The organism is Achromobacter sp., assembly GCF_050285565.1.
GTDB lineage: Bacteria > Pseudomonadota > Gammaproteobacteria > Burkholderiales > Burkholderiaceae_B > Achromobacter.
The window spans coordinates 622853-642588 of the sequence record NZ_JBLZXG010000002.1; the positions used below are offsets into that span (position 1 = coordinate 622853).

The 19736-nt window shown below is 67.6% G+C and carries 9 protein-coding genes; all 9 read left to right on the forward strand.

What is annotated here, in order from left to right; translation table 11 throughout:
* Positions 1 to 190: 190 nt before the first annotated feature.
* The 9 genes from clpS to ACN6O8_RS05930 all read left to right on the forward strand — a co-directional run bounded on the left by clpS (position 191) and on the right by ACN6O8_RS05930 (position 19522).
* The gene (gene clpS, locus ACN6O8_RS05890) at positions 191 to 505 is read left to right on the forward strand and encodes an ATP-dependent Clp protease adapter ClpS (protein ID WP_427990120.1); all 315 of its coding nucleotides are present in this window, start codon (positions 191 to 193) and stop codon (positions 503 to 505) included.
* Positions 506 to 738: 233 nt separating this feature from the next.
* On the forward strand, positions 739 to 5877 hold the full coding sequence (locus ACN6O8_RS05895; RefSeq protein ID WP_427990169.1) for an alpha-2-macroglobulin family protein: 5139 nt from the start codon (positions 739 to 741) through the stop codon (positions 5875 to 5877).
* Positions 5874 to 8096 carry a penicillin-binding protein 1C gene (pbpC, locus tag ACN6O8_RS05900; RefSeq protein ID WP_427990121.1) on the forward strand — a complete coding sequence of 741 codons (2223 nt, stop codon included), beginning with the start codon at positions 5874 to 5876 and terminating at the stop codon, positions 8094 to 8096. The genes ACN6O8_RS05895 and pbpC overlap by 4 nt, the downstream gene beginning before the upstream one ends.
* A gap of 55 nt (positions 8097 to 8151) precedes the next feature.
* Positions 8152 to 10461 (forward strand): ATP-dependent Clp protease ATP-binding subunit ClpA, encoded by a 2310-nt coding sequence (gene clpA, locus ACN6O8_RS05905; protein ID WP_427990122.1) that lies wholly within the window; start codon positions 8152 to 8154, stop codon positions 10459 to 10461.
* A 4-nt stretch (positions 10462 to 10465) separates the two neighbouring features.
* Positions 10466 to 11782 carry a paraquat-inducible protein A gene (locus ACN6O8_RS05910; protein ID WP_427990123.1) on the forward strand — a complete coding sequence of 439 codons (1317 nt, stop codon included), beginning with the start codon at positions 10466 to 10468 and terminating at the stop codon, positions 11780 to 11782.
* Between the two features lie 56 nt (positions 11783 to 11838).
* The gene (locus ACN6O8_RS05915) at positions 11839 to 13503 is read left to right on the forward strand and encodes an intermembrane transport protein PqiB (RefSeq protein WP_427990124.1); all 1665 of its coding nucleotides are present in this window, start codon (positions 11839 to 11841) and stop codon (positions 13501 to 13503) included.
* 4 nt (positions 13504 to 13507) lie between these two features.
* Complete coding sequence (locus ACN6O8_RS05920; protein ID WP_427990125.1) at positions 13508 to 14200, forward strand: PqiC family protein; 693 nt, start codon at positions 13508 to 13510, stop codon at positions 14198 to 14200.
* 163 nt (positions 14201 to 14363) lie between these two features.
* Positions 14364 to 18185 carry a trifunctional transcriptional regulator/proline dehydrogenase/L-glutamate gamma-semialdehyde dehydrogenase gene (putA, locus tag ACN6O8_RS05925; RefSeq protein WP_427990126.1) on the forward strand — a complete coding sequence of 1274 codons (3822 nt, stop codon included), beginning with the start codon at positions 14364 to 14366 and terminating at the stop codon, positions 18183 to 18185.
* Positions 18186 to 18376: 191 nt separating this feature from the next.
* A complete protein-coding gene (locus ACN6O8_RS05930; RefSeq protein WP_427990127.1) occupies positions 18377 to 19522 on the forward strand; it encodes a branched-chain amino acid ABC transporter substrate-binding protein in 1146 nt (381 codons plus the stop codon).
* The last annotated feature ends 214 nt before the right edge of the window (positions 19523 to 19736 follow it).

The window sequence follows — 19736 nt, forward strand, 5'->3', positions numbered from 1 at the left end:
GCATCGCGGTCTAGACCCCTGTCCCCCCTCCGGCCTCCTGGCAGGTTTTCGACGAATTGAAAACCCCAGAATGCGTGGATAATGCGCCGCTTTTCTTTGCTGAGTCAAGTATGGAAACTACGCATTTCTACGTGTAATTTTGCGTAAGTTACATGCAAGCCGTCCCCTGATTAAATAGAATAGCCGCCCTATGAGTTCTACCTTGGATACCCAGCACGATTTGGTCGTCGAAAAGGCACCGGCCCGCGCTGCGCCGCCGCCGATGTACCAGGTCTTGTTGCTCAACGACGACTACACGCCGATGGAGTTCGTCGTGAAGGTGCTGCAGAAGTTCTTCAACAAGAACCACGAAGAGGCCACGCGCATCATGTTGCAGGTGCATCACGAAGGCCGCGGCGTCTGCGGCGTCTATCCGCGCGACCTCGCCGCCACCCGGATTGCCCAGGTGGCGCAGTACGCGCGGGCACGCCAGCACCCCTTGCAGTGCGTGATGGAACCGGTCTGAACTGAATAGAAAGAAAGCGCCGCCGCGACAGGCGGTGTTCTGCTGTACCGCATAGCAAGGCAGGAACCGCGTACCGAGAAGCGCGCGGCAACATCAGGTCGGCAGCTCCGCCGCAAAGGAGCATCGCATTCGAGTAGGCGGGGAGGTTTGCCGTGAGTGGAAAGAACAGCAAGACCTGGCTGGCGGTAGCCGGCGCGATCGTGGTGGCCGGTGCCATCGGTGTGGGATGGTGGATGGGCAAGGGCGGCCAGCCGGCCGCGCCCGCCGCGCCGTCTGCCGCCAGTACGCCTGCACCGGCACCGGCTGCCGGCGGCGCCAAGCCGGAGGCCCTGCCGGCTGCGGCCACGGTCGGTTCCGCCGACCCGTTTGCGACGCTCAACTGCCAGCCGCGCCAGTACAACGATTCGCTGTCGCTGGCGATCACCTTCACTCAGCCGGTCGACGCCAAGGCCGACCTGAGCAAGTTCCTGCAGGTGGTCGATACCGGTGCCGCCTCCGGCAAGCCCGATCAGGATAGCGAACAGGCCGCCCGCGCCGGCGATCAGCCGGCCTCGGTCAAGCCCGGCGACGCCGCGCCCAAGGGCAAGATCGTCCAGGGTAACTGGGTGGTCGGGTCGAACCCCCGCATGGTGTATTTCCCCTACGTCCAGCCGCAGCGTTCGTACGCCATCTCGGTGCGCGCCGGCCTGCCCGGCGCCGGCGACAAGGTCGCGTTGGCGACCGCCTCGCATTGCGAGGTGACCACCGACGCCATGCCGCCGTCGTTCTACTTCGCCAGCCGCGGCGTGGTGCTGCCGGCCGGTCAGAACGGCGGTCTGCCGGTGGCGACCGTCAACCTGCCCGAGGTCGACGTGCAGTTCCTGCGCGTCGCGCCCGAGCGCGTGCCGGAACTGTTCGAGACCGTCCTGGGCATCGGCCGCAGCACCGACACGTCGGACGATGACGAATCCGGCGGCTACGACGACGAAGATGGCTGGCGCTATTCCGGCAACCGCAGCCTGAAGGGCTCGGTCAGCAACTGGGATCTGGATCGCCTGAACACGCTGACCACCAGCGTTTACCAGGGCCGCTTCCTGACGGACGACAAGCCCAACCGCCGCCACGTCACCTTCCTGCCGGTCGAAGGCATCAAGGAATTGCAGGAGCCCGGCATCTACGTCGCGGTGATGAGCCAGCCCGGCCGTTTCCGCTACGAGTACCAGGTCACGTACTTCTACGTCAGCGACATCGGCCTGCACGCGCGCCGCTACAGCGACCGCATCGAGGCCTATTCGGTGTCGCTCAAGAGCGGCCAGGCGATCTCCGGCGCGCTGTTCGAACTGGTGGACGGCGCCGGCAAGGTGCTGGCCAAGGCCCAGGCTGACGGCCAGGGCCACGTGCGTTTTGATGGCAGCTTCACCAACGCCCGCGTGATCCGGGCCTCGCGCGACAAGGAAATGACCGTGCTGGCGCTGGCCGAGCCGGCGCTGGACCTGTCCGAATTCGATACCGGCGGCCATATCTCCCGCCCCAATAACCTGTTCGTCTACGCCGGCCGCAACCTCTACCGCCCCGGCGAAACCTTCCACGTCTCGGTGCTGCCGCGCGACCTCGACGGCCGCGTGATGCCGCCGGCGCCGCTGACCGCCACGCTCAAGCGTCCCGATGGCCGCGTGGTCTCGACCAACCTGTGGCAGCCCGCCAAGGATCTGCAAGGTTACGTCGAGCGCGCCATCGACCTGCCGCCCGACGCCCAGACCGGCGCCTGGATGCTGGAACTGCGGGTCGACCCGGCTTCGCGCGCCCCGGACGCTTCCTGGAAGTTCCAGGTCGAGGAATTCCTGCCCGAACGCATGAAGATGGCGCTGACCTCCGACCAGGATGTGTTGTCGCCGAACGACACCCTGACCGTCGATGTGCAGGGTGACTATCTGTATGGCGCGCCCGCCGCCGGCAACCGCCTGCTGTCCAGCTTCCAGGTCAAGCGCGACCGCTACGCGCTGCCGCAGCAATGGCCCGGCTTCATCTTCGGCGATGTGGCCGACGATTCGCGCCGCCATTTCGAGGAGCTGCCGGAAGCGGCGCTGGATTCGACCGGCGCCGCCCAACTGGAAATCGAACCGCGCACCGAGGGTACCCATTCGCCGATGAAGGTGCGGGTCTCGGCCAGCCTGCTGGAATCGGGCGGCCGCCCGGTGGTGCGCTCGATCGAGCGCAGCGTCTGGCCGGCCGACAAGCTGATCGCCGTGCGGCCGCAGTTCGACAGCGACGTCGCCCGCGAAGGCGCGCCGGCCTCGTTCGAAGTGCTGCGCGTGGACGCCCAGGGCAAGATCGCGCCGCTGGCGCAGGCGCAGATGCGCCTGTACCGCGAGGAACGCCAGTACTACTGGCGCTTTGACGACCAGCGCGGCTGGAACAGCGGCTACACCGAAACCGAGGAACTGCTCGACTCGCGCGAGATCGCGCTGAAGGACCGCAGCCAGTTCACGGTGCCGGTCAAGTGGGGCCGCTACCGCCTGGAAATCGCCGATCCCGAGACCGGCGAGACCCTGCGCTACCGCTTCTACGCGGGCTGGGACGCCCAGGATGCCGACGCCATGGGCAACCGCCCCGACCGTGTGCAGATGAAGCTGGAAGGCGTGCCGGCCAAGCCGGGCGACAGCGTCAAGCTGACCCTGACGCCGCCGCATGATGGCCAGGCCCTGATCACCGTCGAAGGCGACCGCATGCTGTGGTCGACCTGGGTGGCCGTGAAGGCGACCGGCACGCAAGTGGAAATCCCGATCGACAAGAGCTGGAAGCGCCATGACCTGTACGTGGCCGCGGCGGTGTTCCGCCCCGGCAGCGAAGGCGACCGCGTGACTCCGGCGCGCGCGCTGGGCCTGACGTTCCTGCCGATCGCCAGCGCCGACCGCAAGCTCGACGTCAAGCTGACGGCCGCCGCCAAGACCGAACCCGAGACCAAGACCACGGTCCGCGTGAAGGTCGATGGCGCCCAGGGCAAGCAGGCCATGGTGACGCTGTCGGCGGTCGATGTCGGCATTCTCAACATCAACCAGTACCGCACGCCCGACCCGCTCGACTTCTTCTTCGGCAAGCACCGCTACGCGCCCGAATTGCTGGACATGTACGGCAAGCTGATCGAGAAGATGGACGGCACCAAGGGCAAGCTGAAGTGGGGCGGCGACGCCGCCATGCGCGGCGACAGCAAGAGCCTGCCCAAGAAGGTCAAGCTGGTCGACCTGTTCTCGGGTCCGGTCAAGCTCAACGACAAGGGCGAGGCCGACATTCCGCTGGACCTGCCCGACTTCAATGGCACGCTGCGCCTGATGGCCGTTGCGTTCACCGCCGACAACTTCGGCAGCACCGACACCGAAATGGTGGTGGCGGCGCCGATCGTGGCCGAGCTGAACACGCCGCGCTTCATCACCCCGGGCGACCAGGCCGCGATCGCGCTGGACGTGACCAATCTGAGTGGCGCCGACCAGAAGGTGACGGTCAAGCTGGAAGCGCTGGATCCGGTCGGCATCGTCGACGGCACCCGCACCGTGACGCTCAAGGACAAGCAACGCACCACGCTGCGTTTTACCGCCAGCACCACCGGTTCCTACGGCCTGGGCCTGATGCGCCTGACCGTGGACGGGCAGGGCGGCGCCAAGCCGATCCACATCGTGCGCGAATCGGTGTTGCAGGTGCAGCCGGCCTATGCGGCCGAGCGCCAGGTGCGCCGCCTGCGCCTGAACCCGGGCGAATCCAACACGCCGCAGGCGTCGTGGGTGGCCTCGTACTATCCGGACTCCACCACGGTCAGCATGACGGTCTCGAACCGTCCGCCGATCAACGTCAACCGCGTGGTCGAAGGCCTGCTCAACTACCCCTACGGCTGCACCGAGCAGACCATCAGCGCGACCCTGCCGTGGGTGCTGATCGACGAGGAAGCGGCCAAGCAGTTTGGTCTGAAGCCGCGCACCCAGGCCGAGCGTGAAGCCAAGGTCGCCGGCGCCATCGGCCGCTTGTCGGGCATGCGCAACGCTGTCGGCTCCTACAATCTGTGGAGCAGTTCGTCGGCGCGCGACGTGTGGCTGACGGCCTATGCCGTGGGCTTCCTGCAGGATGCGCGCGACAAGGGCTTCGCCATCCCCGAAGCCTCGCTGGAGCGTTCGCGCCAGTGGCTGCTGGAGCAGGTGCAGCAGAGCAGCGGCTCGTTCGGCACCTGGTCGGCCAACCTGAAGCGCGATTTCGAGTCGGGCCGGCTGGACAGCAGCGGGCTGAGCGTGCTGCGCGAAGACCACCGCCGCTTCGCCGGCCTGGCCACCGCCGCCCTGGCGCTGGCGCGCGACAAGAAGGCGCCGCTGTCGACGGTGCGCCAGTTGTTCGACAACTATCAGGACCGCGCGCGTTCGCCGCTGCCCCTGATCCAGTTGGCCGCCGCGTTCAAGCTGATGGGCGACGAAGGGCGCATGAAGCGCGCGCTCGATCTGGCCTTGACGCGCGAGTACGGCATCACCCGCCGCGCCAACAGTTACTACGACGACTGGCTCGGCGACTACGGCAGCGCGGTGCGTGACTACGCGCTGGCCTACGCGCTGGCCAACCAGTACGACTTGCGCCATGACCGCGTCGAGAACCTGATGACGCAACTGGCCGCGCGCATGGGCAACCGTTCGTACCTGTCGACCCAGGAACAGATGGCCTTGCTGTTGGCCGCGCGCGCCGCGGGCGGCGACAAGGCCACGCCGTGGCAGGCGGCGCTGACCGTCAATGGCGCGCGCCAGGAGCTGGAAGGCGGCAAGTCCGACCGCACCGTGTCGCTGAGCGCCGCCCAACTGGCCGGCACCCAACTGACCAACACCGGCAGCCAGTCGCTGTTCGTCGAGTACGACATTCAGGGCAGCCCGACCACGGTGCCCGCGCCGCGCAACGACGTGATCCAGCTCAAGCGCGGCTGGTACCGTCCGGACGGTAAGCCGTGGGATGGCGGCACGCTGCAGACCGGCGACATGCTGGTGGTGTGGGTTCAGGCCAGCGCCAACCAGAACATCCCGGATGGCCTGCTGGTGGACCGCGTGCCGGCCGGTTTCGAGGTCGAGAACCTGAACCTGTCGCAAAGCCCGGAAATGCAGGACTGGAGCATCGGCGGGCGCCGCGTGGCCGACGCGATGGCCGACCCCAACATCAAGCACCGCGAATTCCGCGATGACCGGTATGTTGCGGCGGTCTCGCTGGGCCGCGGCAAGGTCGACGTGTTCTACCTGGTGCGGGTCGTGACGCCGGGCCGCTACGCGGTGCCGTCGACCGTGGCCGAAGACATGTACCGGCCTGAGATCCGGGGCGTAGGCGAGCAATGGAGCACGGTCGAAATCCGCGATCGCAGCGCCAAGCAGCGTCCTTGAACCCCGCCGCCACCCCGCCGGTGGGCGCCTCGCGCGCCCGCCGCTGGCGGCGGCGCGGACTCTACGCGGCCAGCGTGCTTTTAGCGCTGGCCGCGTTGTTATTCGTGTTCGACCGCCTCTATCCCTTGCCCCCCATCGATTCCGGCGGCGCGGCCGTGGTGGTCGCCGCCGACGGCACGCCGCTGCGCAACTATCCCAGCCGCGACGGCATCTGGCGCTACCCGGTCAAGCCCGGGCAGGTGTCGCCGCATTACCTCGATACCCTGCTGACCTACGAGGACCGCTGGTTCTACTGGCACCCCGGCGTCAATCCCGTGTCGCTGGCGCGCGCCGGTTGGCAATGGGCCACCAACCGCCGCATCGTCTCGGGCGGCTCGACCCTGACGATGCAGGTGGCGCGCCTGATCGACCCGCAACTGGCCGGCAAGCCGTCGCGCTCGATGAGCGCCAAGCTGCGCCAGGCCTGGCGCGCGGTGCAGCTGGAAATGCATTACAGCAAGGACGAGATCCTGTCGCTGTACCTGACCCACGCGCCCATGGGCGGCATCGTCGAGGGCGTCGAGATGGGCTCGCGGCTTTGGCTGGGCAAGCCGGCGCGTGATCTCAGCCCGGCCGAGGCGGCCATGCTGACCGCCTTGCCGCAGGCCCCGTCGCGCTTGCGGCCGGACCGCCATCCCGAGGCCGCGCAGGCCGCCCGCGACAAGGTGCTGGACCGCATGGTGGAACTGGGCCGCTGGACGCCGGCCGAGGTCGCCGACGCCAAGATCGAGCAGGTCGTCGCGCCGCCGCTGCGCGCCCGCTGGCTGGCGCCGCTGGCGGCGCAGCGGCTGTTGCAGGAAGCTGGCCGGCCGCAGGCGGGGGCGCGCCGTCCCGGCAGCCGCCCGCCGTTGCTGACCTCGACCCTGGACGCCGACATGCAGGCGGCGGTCGAGCGCATGCTGCTGGACCGGGTCGACAACCTGCCGCCCAAGGTCTCCATGGCGGTGCTGGTGATGGACAACGACACGCTGGAGGTCAAGGCCTACGCCGGTTCCGCCGATTTTTCCGATGATTCCCGCTACGCCCATGTGGATATGGTGCGCGGCGTGCGTTCGCCGGGCTCGACCCTCAAGCCGTTCCTGTACGCCCAGGCGCTCGATGACGGCCTGATCCACTCGGAAAGCCTGCTGATCGACGCGCCGCTGTCGTTCGGCGGCTACGCGCCGGGTAATTTCCAGGCGGCGTTTTCCGGGCCGGTGAGTGTGGCGCAGGCGCTGCAGCGTTCGCTCAACGTGCCGGCGGTGGATCTGCTGGACCGGGTCGGGCCGACGCGGTTCGCCTCGGTTATGCTGACGGGCGGGGTCTGGTTGCGTTTGCCGGCCGGTGCGGAACCCAACCTGAGCTTGATTTTGGGCGGGGGCGGCACCACCTTGGAAGAACTGGTGGGGGCGTATCGGGCCCTGGCGCGCGGGGGGATTTCCGGGCGTGCGCGCCTGCGGCCGGAGCAGCCCCGGGTCGAGTCCCGTATGATGAGTGCTGGCGCGGCCTGGATTGTCCGCGACATCCTGGAAGGCGGCGGCCACCCGGACCGGCCCTTCTACCAGTCGGGCAGCCCGGCGCGGCAACTGGCCTGGAAAACCGGGACGAGTTTCGGCTTCCGCGACGCCTGGGCGGTCGGGGTGACCGACAGTTGGACGATCGGTGTGTGGGTCGGCCGGCCGGACGGCACCCCCAATCCCGGCTTTTTCGGGGCGAATGTGGCGGCGCCGCTACTGCAGGATATCGTGGCGGCCCTGCCGGAAGGCGCCCAGCACGTGCGCGTGCGGCCCGCCACGGTGCAGCCGGTCGTGACCTGCTGGCCGCTGGGTTACCGGCTGGGCAGCGTGCCGTCCGGGGAATGCCCCGAGCAGCGCGCGGCCTGGGCCTTGAATGACACGGTGCCGCCGTCGTTCGCCGGCTATGCCGATGCCACGCAGGGGCCGTTGCGCCTGGGCGGCGTGGCCGCCGGGTCGGTATTGCGGCCGGTGCCTGGCAGTGCGCAGGTGGCGGTGGATGTGGATGTGCAGGGCGCCGAAGGCGAAGTTTGGTGGATGCTCGATGGTCGCGTGGTGGGTCAGGCCGCCTCGGGTCGTCCGTTTAATCTGGTGCTGACGCGGGACGGACGGTATACGCTTACCGTCATGGACGCGCAAGGCCGTCATGACAGCGTGGTTTTTGAAATCGCTGGCGTTACGCCCTGATCGGCATAGAATATGAATCGTGTATTTGCCCGCTTCGATGCGTTACGGAGGAAGCGTGATTTCCCAAGAGCTTGAAGTCAGCCTGCATATGGCTTTTGTCGAGGCCCGTTCGGCCCGGCACGAATTTATTACCGTCGAGCACCTGTTGCTCGCGCTGCTCGATAACGCTTCGGCCGTCGAAGTGTTGCGCGCCTGCGCCGCCAATCTGGATGACCTGCGCCGCAACCTGCGTCAGTTCGTTTCGGAAAACACGCCGGTGATCCCCAGTGGCGCGGAAGTCGACACCCAGCCCACGCTGGGTTTCCAGCGCGTCATCCAGCGCGCGATCATGCATGTCTCCGCGGGTGGCACCGGCAAGAAGCCGGTCACCGGCGCGAACGTGCTCGTGGCCATTTTCGGCGAAAAGGATTCGCACGCTGTCTACTACCTGCAGCAGCAGGGCGTGACGCGGCTGGACGTGGTGAATTTCCTGTCGCATGGCATTACCAAACAGCCACAGGTGGAGTCCGCCGCCGTGCAGAAAGAGCAGCAGACCAATGGTGAAGAGCAGGGCGAATCACGCCAATCGCCGCTGGATCAGTACGCCACCGACCTGAACGCCGCGGCGTTGGCCGGCCGTATCGACCCGCTGATCGGGCGCGAGCACGAAGTCGAGCGCGTGATCCAGGTGCTGTGCCGCCGGCGCAAGAACAATCCGCTGCTGGTCGGCGAGGCCGGCGTGGGCAAGACCGCGATCGCCGAGGGCCTGGCCTGGCGCATCACGCGCGGCGAAGTCCCCGAGATCCTGCAGGCCGCGCAAGTGTTCGCGCTGGACATGGGCGCGCTGCTGGCGGGCACCAAGTACCGCGGCGATTTCGAGCAGCGCCTGAAGGGCGTGCTCAAGCAGATCCGCGGCAACCCGGATGCGATTCTGTTCATCGACGAAATCCACACGCTGATCGGCGCCGGCTCGGCCTCGGGCGGCACGCTGGACGCCTCCAACCTGCTCAAGCCGGCCCTGTCCTCGGGCCAGCTCAAGTGCATCGGCGCCACCACGTACACCGAATACCGCGGCGTCTTCGAGAAAGACCACGCGCTGTCGCGCCGCTTCCAGAAGATCGACGTGCCCGAACCCAGCGTCGAGCAGACCGTGCAGATCCTGCGCGGCCTGAAGAGCCGCTTCGAAGAGCATCACAACGTGCGCTACTCGGCCGCCGCGCTGTCGGCCGCCGCCGAGCTGTCGGCGCGTTTCATCAACGACCGCCACCTGCCGGACAAGGCCATCGACGTGATCGACGAGGCCGGCGCCGCGCAGCGCCTGCTGCCGCGTTCGCGCCAGAAAAAAGTGATCGGCAAGGTCGACATCGAGAACATCGTTTCCAAGATCGCGCGCATTCCGCCGCAGTCCGTCTCCAACGACGACCGCAGCAAGCTCGCCACGCTCGACCGCGACCTCAAGACCGTGGTGTTCGGCCAGGACACCGCCATCGAGGCGCTGTCGGCCGCCATCAAGATGGCGCGTTCGGGCCTGGGCAAGCCGGAAAAGCCGATCGGCGCCTTCCTGTTCTCCGGCCCCACCGGCGTCGGCAAGACCGAAGTCGCGCGCCAGCTGGCCTTCACGCTGGGCGTGGAGCTGCTGCGCTTCGACATGTCCGAATACATGGAGCGCCATGCGGTGTCGCGCCTGATCGGCGCGCCGCCGGGATACGTCGGTTTCGACCAGGGCGGCCTGCTGACCGAGGCCATCACCAAGCAGCCGCATTGCGTGCTGCTGCTCGATGAAATCGAAAAAGCCCACCCGGATGTCTTCAACATCCTGCTGCAGGTCATGGATCACGGTACGCTGACCGACAACAACGGCCGCAAGGCGGACTTCCGCAACGTCATCCTGATCATGACGACCAACGCGGGCGCCGAGACCTTGAACCGGCCGTCCATCGGCTTCGCCAACTCCCGCGTGGTGGGCGACGAAATGGCGGAAATCCGCCGCATGTTCACGCCCGAGTTCCGCAACCGGCTGGATGCGATCATCCCGTTCGCGCCGCTGGATCGCGAGATCATCCTGCGGGTGGTCGACAAGTTCCTGATGCAGCTCGAAGACCAACTGCACGAGCGCCGCGTCGAGGCCGTGTTCACCACGGCCCTGCGCGAGCACCTGGCCAAGGAAGGTTTCGACCCGCTGATGGGCGCGCGGCCGATGCAGCGCCTGATTCAGGACACCATCCGGCGCGCGCTGGCCGACGAGCTGCTGTTCGGCAAGCTGGTCGACGGCGGCACCGTCACGGTGGACCTGGACGAGGCCGGCAAGGTCACGCTGGACTTCGACGATCACGGCAAGCCGCCTTCGGCGGCGCCCGACAAGCAGGAAGTCGAGCTCGTCGAATAGGCTTATGACGACCGCGGAGAGCCAGCCGCTGATCGAGTGCGAACACTGCGCGAGCATCTATCGCCGACATCAGCTCGAACCTGGCGAGACCGCCAATTGCGCCCGCTGCGGCACCATACTCTGGCGCTACAGCGGGCTTACTTTGTCCAATTGGCTGGCGCTTGCCATTGCCGCGCTGATCATTTTCGGCGTGGCCAACGCCTATCCGGTCGCTTCGATGTCGGTGCAGGGCATGGTGCAGCAAGCCTCGCTGCTCGATGCCATCGGCATCACCTGGCGCCAGGGGCATTACACCGTGGCCATCATGACCGGGCTGGCGGGCTTCGTGCTGCCGCTGTTCCAACTGGCCGTGCTGCTGTGGGTGCTGGGGCCTTTGTCGCGGGGCGCCGAGCCGGCGGGTTTTCGCGCGGCGATGCGGCTGCTCGGCCTGCTGCGCCCGTGGTGCATGGTGCCGGTCTTCCTGCTGGGCGTGCTGGTGGCGGTGGTCAAGCTGGCCGGCATGGCGGCGGTCGCGCCTGGCATCGGTCTGTTCGCCTATGGCATCCTCACCGTTTTCCTGACCATGCTGGGCCGCCTGACGCCGCACGTGCTGTGGCGCTATGCCGAGAGCGACGGCGTAGTGCCGGTGCGCGTGCCCGAGGCCGGCCCCGAGGCGGTGCTGACCGGCTGCCACGTCTGCGGCCAGGTGCAGGCGGTGCCGCGCGCCGCCGATCCGGAAGAAGACCACCACTGCGTGCGCTGCCACGCGGTGGTGCACTACCGCAAGCCCGACCACCTGGCGCGCACCTGGGCGCTATTGCTGGCGGCCGTGGTGTTTTATATTCCCGCCAACGTGCTGCCGGTGATGACAGTCCGTTCGGTGCTGGGCGACAGCGCTCACACCATCCTGGGCGGCGTGGTGGAACTGTGGGACATGGGCTCCTGGGATATCGCGCTGATCGTGTTCATCGCCAGCGTGGCGGTGCCGCTGACCAAATTGCTCGCGTTGATTTTGTTATTGTTGACCGAACAGTGGCGCAGCACCACCAACCTGCGTCCGCGCACCCGGTTGTATCAAATGGTCGAGTTCATCGGCCAATGGTCGATGCTGGATGTGTTCGTGGTGATTCTGCTGGCGGCCCTGGCGGATTTCCAGGGTCTGATGGAGATCAGCGCGGGCGCGGGCGCGGCGGCGTTCGGCGTGGTCGTCATCCTGACCATGCTGTCCGCGATGAGCTTCGACCTGCGGCGCAGTTGGGATCTGGAATCAGAAAGTGAATTGGACGACCCGGCGCGGGCGCAATCCCCGCGTGCGGCGTCCGCCGCCGTGGACGCCGGCTGAGTCCGGCGCGGGATCGGCCGGCGCCAGGCGTTGTTGAAGCAGAAAAGGAAAAACCGATGTCCGACCAAGCACCTGGATCTGGTGACGAGAAGTACGCATCACCGACGATCTCGCGCAAGCGCAAGAGCCGGATTTCATGGATCTGGCTGGTGCCCGTCGTCGCGGCCCTGATGGGCCTGTCGCTGGTGGTGCGCACCTGGATGCAGGCCGGTCCCGACGTGTCGATCGAATTCAATACGGCCGAGGGGCTGGAAGTGGGCAAGACCCAGCTGCGCTACAAGGACGTGAACGTCGGCACCGTCAGATCGATCGGTTTTAACGCCGACCGCAGCAAGGTGGTGGTGCAGGCCGAACTGTCCAAGGACGTGGCGGACCTGGCGCGCGAAGGCACCAATTTCTGGGTGGTGCGTCCGCGCCTGGACGTCAGCGGCGTGTCGGGCCTGGGAACCTTGTTGTCCGGCGCCTACATCGGCGTGGACGCGGTCGAAGGCAAGAACGGCGCCAAGAAGGCGACCAAGCTGCACTTCGTCGGCCTGGAGACGCCGCCGGCCGTGACGCATGACCGCGCCGGCAAGCGCTTCAAGCTCAAGGCCGCCGACCTGGGCTCGCTGGATATCGGTTCGCCTGTGTATTTCCGTCGCATCAATGTGGGCCGCGTGATCGGCTATGCCCTGGACAAGACCGGCAATGCGGTCAACGTCGAGGTGTTCGTGGACGCGCCCAACGACCGCTTCGTCACCAACGGCACCCGTTTCTGGAACGCCAGCGGCGTGGATTTCAGCGTCAATGCCGAGGGCCTGAAGGTGCGCACCCAGTCGCTGGTGTCGATGGCGGTGGGCGGCGTGGCGTTCGAGCCGGTCTACAGCGCGCGCGACGCCAGCGCGCCGGCGGCGGCCGACACGCACTTCGAGCTGTACCCCACCGAGACGGCCGCCAAGGCCAACCCCGATGGCGAAGCCTTCCCGATCCGCATGCGCTTTGACCAGTCGATCCGCGGCCTGACGGTGGGCGCGGCGATCGATTTCTCGGGCATCACGCTGGGCAACGTCACGCAGATCAATATGGATTTCGATCCCGTCAGCAAGCGCTTCTTCGCGCTGGTGGACGCGACGCTGTATCCGGAACGCCTGGGCCGGGTCTACGACGACGTGCGCGAGCACGCCATCAAGGACGGTGACGAAGCCGGCGGACGCCTGCTGGCCATCATGATCAAGCATGGCCTGCGCGCCCAGTTGCGCACCGCCAATCTGCTGACCGGCCAGTTGTACGTGGTTCTGGACAACTTCCCCAACGCCAAGCCGGTGGAGTTCAAGATGTCCAGCCCGGCCATGATCCCGACCATGCCGGGCCAGCTCGACCAATTGCAGCAGCAGGTCAGCAATATCGTCGCCAAGATCGACAAGATTCCGTTCGACAAGATCGGCGAGGATCTGCGCACCACGCTGGCCAGCACCTCCAAACTGATGAACCGCCTGGACAAGCAGGTGGCGCCGGAAGCGCAGGGCGTGCTCAAGCAGGCGCGCGACTCCCTGGCCAGCCTCAATGCGCTGGTGGCCTCGGACGCCTCGCTGCCGGTCAATGCCGAGAAGGCCATGCAGGAATTGAGCCGCGCCGCCCGTTCGCTGCGCGCGCTGGCCGACTTCCTGCAATCGAATCCCGAATCGCTGCTGCGCGGCCGGGGCAACGACCCGATCCCCGGCGCCGGCCCCGTCAGGAACTGACCTCATGACCCGACTCCGCTTGCGTCCCTTTCCGACCTCCCGACCCGGCGCCACTGGCCGTGGCCTGGCGCTGCTGGCGCTGCCGCTGCTGCTGTCCGCCTGCGCCTCGTCGCCGCCGGTGCGCTACTACACCCTGCAACGGCCCGCGGCGCAGGCTCCGGCCGTGCCGCGCGCGGCCGCGCCGTTCCTGCTGGAGGTGCAGGACGTCAACGTGACGAGCCAGGCCGACCAGCCGCAGCTGATGGTGCGTACCGGCGACGGCAGCGTGGCGGCACTGTATTCGGAGCGCTGGTCCGCGCCGCTGGGCGACGAGATCCGCGGCGCCTTGTCCGATGCGCTCAAGCACGACCTGGGCGCTCTCGACGTGCAGGTGGTCAAGCCCGGCCCCACCGCGCCCGTCTGGCGGGTGCAGACCGACGTGCAGCGTTTCGACCTGGTGGCCGACCGCGAGGCGCAACTGGACGTGACCTGGCGGGTGCGGCCGGTCAACCTCAAAGGCAACGGCCTGCTGTGCCGTAGTGTCGTCACCGAATCGGTCTCCGGGGCGGGCGTGCCCGCGCTGGTGTCGGCGCAGCAGCGCGCGGTGGCGGCGCTGGCCGGCGCCATGGCGTCGGCCATTCGCGGGCAGACGCCGGACAGCGGCGGCGCCGTGCGGATGCTGGGCTGCTCGCCGCTGCCGCAATCCGACCCGGCCTGACCGGGGGCGGGGCGGCAAAAGCCGCCGCGATCTCAATCGGTTAACCCTAGGGTTAACCTTAATACAAACCTGGTTGCAACCTGACTAGCATACGGTTCTACCGATACCGGGCCCCCTCGTGGGCCCGGTATGACCTCTGCCATGCGACAGGAAGCAATCTCTTATGGCCAGTACCACCCTCGGCGTCAAGGTCGATGACGCACTGCGCGACCGCCTGAAGGCCGCCGCGCAAAAACTCAATTGCACGCCGCATTGGCTGCACAAGCAGGCGATCCTCGCCTACCTGGACAAGATCGAGCGCGGCCACCTGCCGGCCGAGATGTCGCATCTGGCAGGGGAAGAGGGCGGCGATGACGAAAATGGCGAGCAACAGGCCGCCGCCACGCCGCCGTTCTACGAGTTCGGCCAGGACGTGCAGCCGCAATCGGTGCTGCGCGCCGCCATTACCGCCGCCTATCGCCGCCCCGAGCCGGAATGCGTGCCGCTGTTGCTGGGCCAGGCCCGCATGCCCAATCTGGAAAAAGTGCACGCGATGGCCTCCGACCTGGTCAGGAAGCTGCGCGGCAAGCGCACCGGCGGCGGGGTCGAAGGGCTGATCCAGGAATTTTCGCTGTCGAGCCAGGAAGGCGTGGCGCTGATGTGCCTGGCCGAGGCGCTGCTGCGCATTCCCGACCGCGCCACGCGCGACGCGCTAATCCGCGACAAGGTCGCGCGCGGCGACTGGAAATCGCACATGGGCGGCTCGCAATCGCTGTTCGTCAACGCCGCCACCTGGGGCCTGATGATCACCGGCAAGCTGGTGGCGGTGAGCAGCGAGCAGTCGCTGTCCAAGGCGCTGACGCGCCTGATCGGCAAGGGCGGCGAACCGCTGGTGCGCAAGGGCGTGAACATGGCCATGCGCATGATGGGCGAGCAGTTCGTGTCGGGCCAGACTATCTCCGAGGCGCTGGCCAACAATCGCAAGATGGAAAGCCGCGGCTTCCGCTATTCCTATGACATGCTGGGCGAAGCGGCCACCACGGCCGAGGACGCCGAGCGTTATTACGCGTCGTACGAACAGGCCATCCACGCCATCGGCAAGGCCGCCGCCGGCCGGGGCATCTACGAGGGCCCGGGCATCTCGATCAAGTTGTCGGCGCTGCACCCGCGCTATTGCCGCGCCCAGCGCGAGCGCGTCATGGCCGAGCTGCTGCCGCGCGTGAAGGCGCTGACGATCCTGGCGCGCAGCTACGACATCGGCCTGAATATCGACGCCGAGGAAGCCGACCGCCTGGAGATCTCGCTGGATCTGCTGGAGGCGCTGTGCTTCACGCCCGAGCTGGAAGGCTGGAACGGCATCGGCTTCGTCATCCAGGCCTACCAGAAGCGCGCGCCGTTCGTCATCGACTACGTCATCGACCTGGCCCGCCGCAGCCGCCATCGCGTGATGGTGCGCCTGGTCAAGGGCGCGTATTGGGACAGCGAAATCAAGCGCGCCCAGGTCGACGGCCTGGAGGGCTATCCGGTCTACACCCGCAAGGTCTATACCGACGTGGCCTACCTGGCCTGCGCCCGCAAGCTGTTGGGCGCGCCGGAGGCCGTGTATCCGCAGTTCGCCACCCATAACGCCTACACGCTGGCGGCGATCTACCAATTGGCCGGCCAGAACTACTACCCCGGGCAGTATGAGTTCCAGTGCCTGCACGGCATGGGCGAACCGCTGTACGACGAAGTGGTGGGGCCGCTGGCGCAGGGCAAGCTGAACCGCCCCTGCCGCATCTACGCGCCGGTCGGCACCCACGAAACGCTGCTGGCCTACCTGGTGCGCCGCCTGCTGGAAAACGGCGCCAACACCTCGTTCGTGAACCTGATCGGCGACGACAGCATTGCGGTGGAGACGCTGGTGGCCGACCCGGTCGAGGCCGCCGCGCGCATCGTGCCGCTGGGCGCGCCGCACGAGAAGATCCCGCTGCCGCGCGAGCTCTACGGCAGCCCGCAACAGGGCGCGCGCGCCAACTCGGCCGGGCTGGACCTGAGCAACGAGCATCGCCTCGGCTCGCTGTCGGCGGCGCTGCTGGCCAGCGCCGCCACGCCTTGGCGCGCCGCGCCCATGCTGGGCGAGGGCGACGGCGCCTGGGACGGGGCCCGCGCCATCGAGGTGCGCAACCCGGCCAATCTGCGCGACGTGGTCGGCCATGTGATCGAGGCCAACGCCCAGGAAGCCGAGGCCGCTTTGCGCGCCGCCGCCAACGCCGCGCCCATCTGGCAGTCGACCCCGGTGGCCGAACGCGCGCAATGCCTGCGCCGCGCCGCGCAATTGCTGGAAGAGCAGATGCAGACCCTGCTGGGCCTGATCGTGCGCGAGGCCGGAAAATCGTTGCCCAACGCCATCGCCGAAGTGCGCGAGGCGGTGGACTTCCTGCGCTACTACGCCGACCAGGCCGACCGCGAATTCAGCAACGACACGCACCGTCCGCTGGGCACGGTGTTGTGCATCAGCCCGTGGAACTTCCCGCTGGCGATCTTCACCGGCCAGGTCGCGGCCGCGCTGGCGGCCGGCAACACAGTGCTGGCCAAGCCCGCCGAGCAAACGCCGCTGATCGCGGCGCAGGCGGTGGCGATCCTGCGCGCCGCCGGCGTGCCGGCCGGCGCGGTGCAACTGCTGCCGGGACGCGGCGAAACCGTGGGCGCCCAACTGGTGGCCAGTCCCGGCGTGCGTGGCGTGATGTTCACCGGCTCGACCGACGTGGCGCGCATCATCGCGCGCACGCTGGCCGACCGCCTGGACGATGACGGCCACACCATCCCGCTGATCGCCGAAACCGGCGGCCAGAACGCCATGGTGGTGGATTCGTCGGCGCTGTCCGAGCAGGTGGTGTTCGACGTGCTCAGCTCGGCCTTCGATTCGGCCGGCCAGCGCTGTTCGGCGCTGCGCGTGCTGTGCGTGCAGGAAGACAATGCCGACCACGTGCTGACCATGCTGCGCGGCGCGATGCGCGAGCTGAGCGTGGGCAATCCGGATCGCCTGTCGGTCGATGTCGGCCCGGTGATCGATACCGAGGCGCGCAACAACATCCAGCGCCATATCGACGCGATGCGCACGGCCGGCCATCGGGTGGACCAGGTCGAGCTGAACGGCGAATGCCGCCACGGCACCTTCGTGGCGCCCACCATCATCGAGATCGACCACATCGGCGAACTGACCCGCGAGGTGTTCGGGCCGGTGCTGCACGTGGTGCGCTACGCCCGCGACGAGCTCGACGCGCTGCTGGAGGCCATCAACGCCACCGGCTATGGCCTGACCTTCGGCGTGCATACCCGCATCGACGAAACCATCGTCCACGTGACCGGCCAGATCCATGCCGGCAACGTCTACGTCAACCGCAACATCGTCGGCGCGGTGGTCGGCGTGCAGCCCTTCGGCGGCGAGGGCCTGTCGGGCACCGGCCCCAAGGCCGGCGGCCCGCTATACCTGTACCGGCTGCTGGGCACGCGCCCCGAGGGCCTGCCGCCGGCGCTGGACGCGGCGGCACCGCTGCCGCAGCGCATTGCGCTGCCGGGTCCCACGGGCGAGACCAACACGTATGTGGTCGAGCCGCGTGGCGCGGTCTATTGCGTGGCCGCCACCGAGGCCGGCGCCCGCGCTCAGTGGGCCGCGGCGCGCCTGACGGGCAATCACGCCTGGTTCGCGGATACGCCGGCGGCGCAGGCGCTGCTGGCCACCCTGGACGCCGAGCAGCAAGGCCAGGCGGGCATCCTGGCCGATGCCGAGGTCGACCAGGCCGACTATCACGCGGTGCTGTTCGAGGGCGATGGCGACGCGCTGCGCGCGCTGAACCAGCGCATCGCGCAGCGTCCCGGCGCGATCCTGGCGGTGCATGGGCTGACCTCGGACGCGCTGGCGGCGGGCGCCTCCTATGTGCCGGAACGCCTGCTGACCGAGCGTTCCATCAGCGTCAATACGGCCGCGGCCGGCGGCAACGCCAGCCTCATGACCATCGGCTGAGCGTGACCGAGGGGTAACCCTTGGGCAACCAAGGGTTATCTCCAATATCGAGTGAGGTTGCACTCGAAGCAAAATCCGGTCGCACCTGAAGTTCGATTGTGGCAACCCGGCAATCGCACTTAAATAGATCATCTGGCCCAAAAGCCCAGGTATAGATAACAAAGCCACATCCGACATACCGGAGGATTCCCATGAAGTTTCGCACCACTTTGAAGCTTGTCGCCGCCAGCATCGCCACCGTTGGCATGGCCGCCGCCGCGCACGCCGCCGACGTCAAGTTCGGCTTTGCCGCGCCGCTGACCGGCCCGCAGTCGCACTACGGCGAGGACATGCAGAACGGCCTGAACCTGGCCCTGGAAGAAGCCAACAAGAAGGGCATCAAGGTCGACGGCCAGCCGGCCAAGTTCGTGCTGGTGTCGCGCGATGACCAGGCCGACCCGCGCGTCGGCGTGCAGGTGGCGCAGCAACTGGTCGACGAGAACGTCGTCGGCATCCTGGGCCACTTCAACTCGGGCACCACGATCCCCGCCTCGCGCGTCTACCATGAAGCCGGCCTGCCGCAGATCGCCATGGCGACCTCGCCCGAATACACCAAGCAGGGCTACGAAACCACCTTCCGCATGATGACCAGCGACACCCAGCAGGGCGCCGCGGTCGGCAAGTTCATGGTGCAGAGCCTGAAGGCCAAGAAGGTCGCCATCATCGATGACCGTACCGCGTACGGCCAGGGCCTGGCCGACGAGGTCGAGAAGGCCGTCAAGGCCGCCGGCGGCCAGGTGGTGCGCCGCGAGTACACCACCGACAAGGCCAATGACTTCACGGCCATCCTGACCAACATCAAGGGCTCGGCGCCCGACGCCATCTTCTACGGCGGCCTGGACGCGCAGTCCGGCCCGATGAAGCGCCAGCTGGCCACGCTCGGCCTGAAGGCGCCGCTGGTCTCGGGCGAAATGACCCGCAGCGACACCTTCATCAAGCTGGCCGGCGACGCCGCCGACGGCACCTTCGCCTCGCTGGCCGGCGTGCCGCTGGACAAGATGGCCGCGGGCAAGGACTTCGAGCAGCGCTATCAGGCCCGCTTCAAGAAGGCCCCGGGCGTCTACGCGCCGTACGCCTATGACGGCGCCTGGAACATGATCAGCGCCATCGAAGCCGCCGGTTCGGCCAAGCCCGAGAAGTACCTGCCGGAACTGGCCAAGCTGAACCGCAAGGGCGCGACCAGCGAGCACATCGCCTACGACAAGAATGGCGATCTGAAGGAAATCTCGGTCACCATCTACGAAGTCAAGAATGGCAAGTGGGAGATGGTTGAAACGATGGTCAGCCAGGCCAACTAAGGCTGCCTGACCCGGCCAAGAGGCGGCGCCGCCGCCCCTGGCCATCTTGACCCCGCGCGCGCCGTCCGGCGTGGCGGCGATTGGCGCGAAAGCGGCCCCCCGGGCCGCGCCACATGCGATTTCGCGCGATTTTTCCAGGCTTATTCCGCGGCCCCTATGGATATCTTCATTCAACAACTGATTAACGGCGTCACGCTCGGCAGCGTGTACGCCC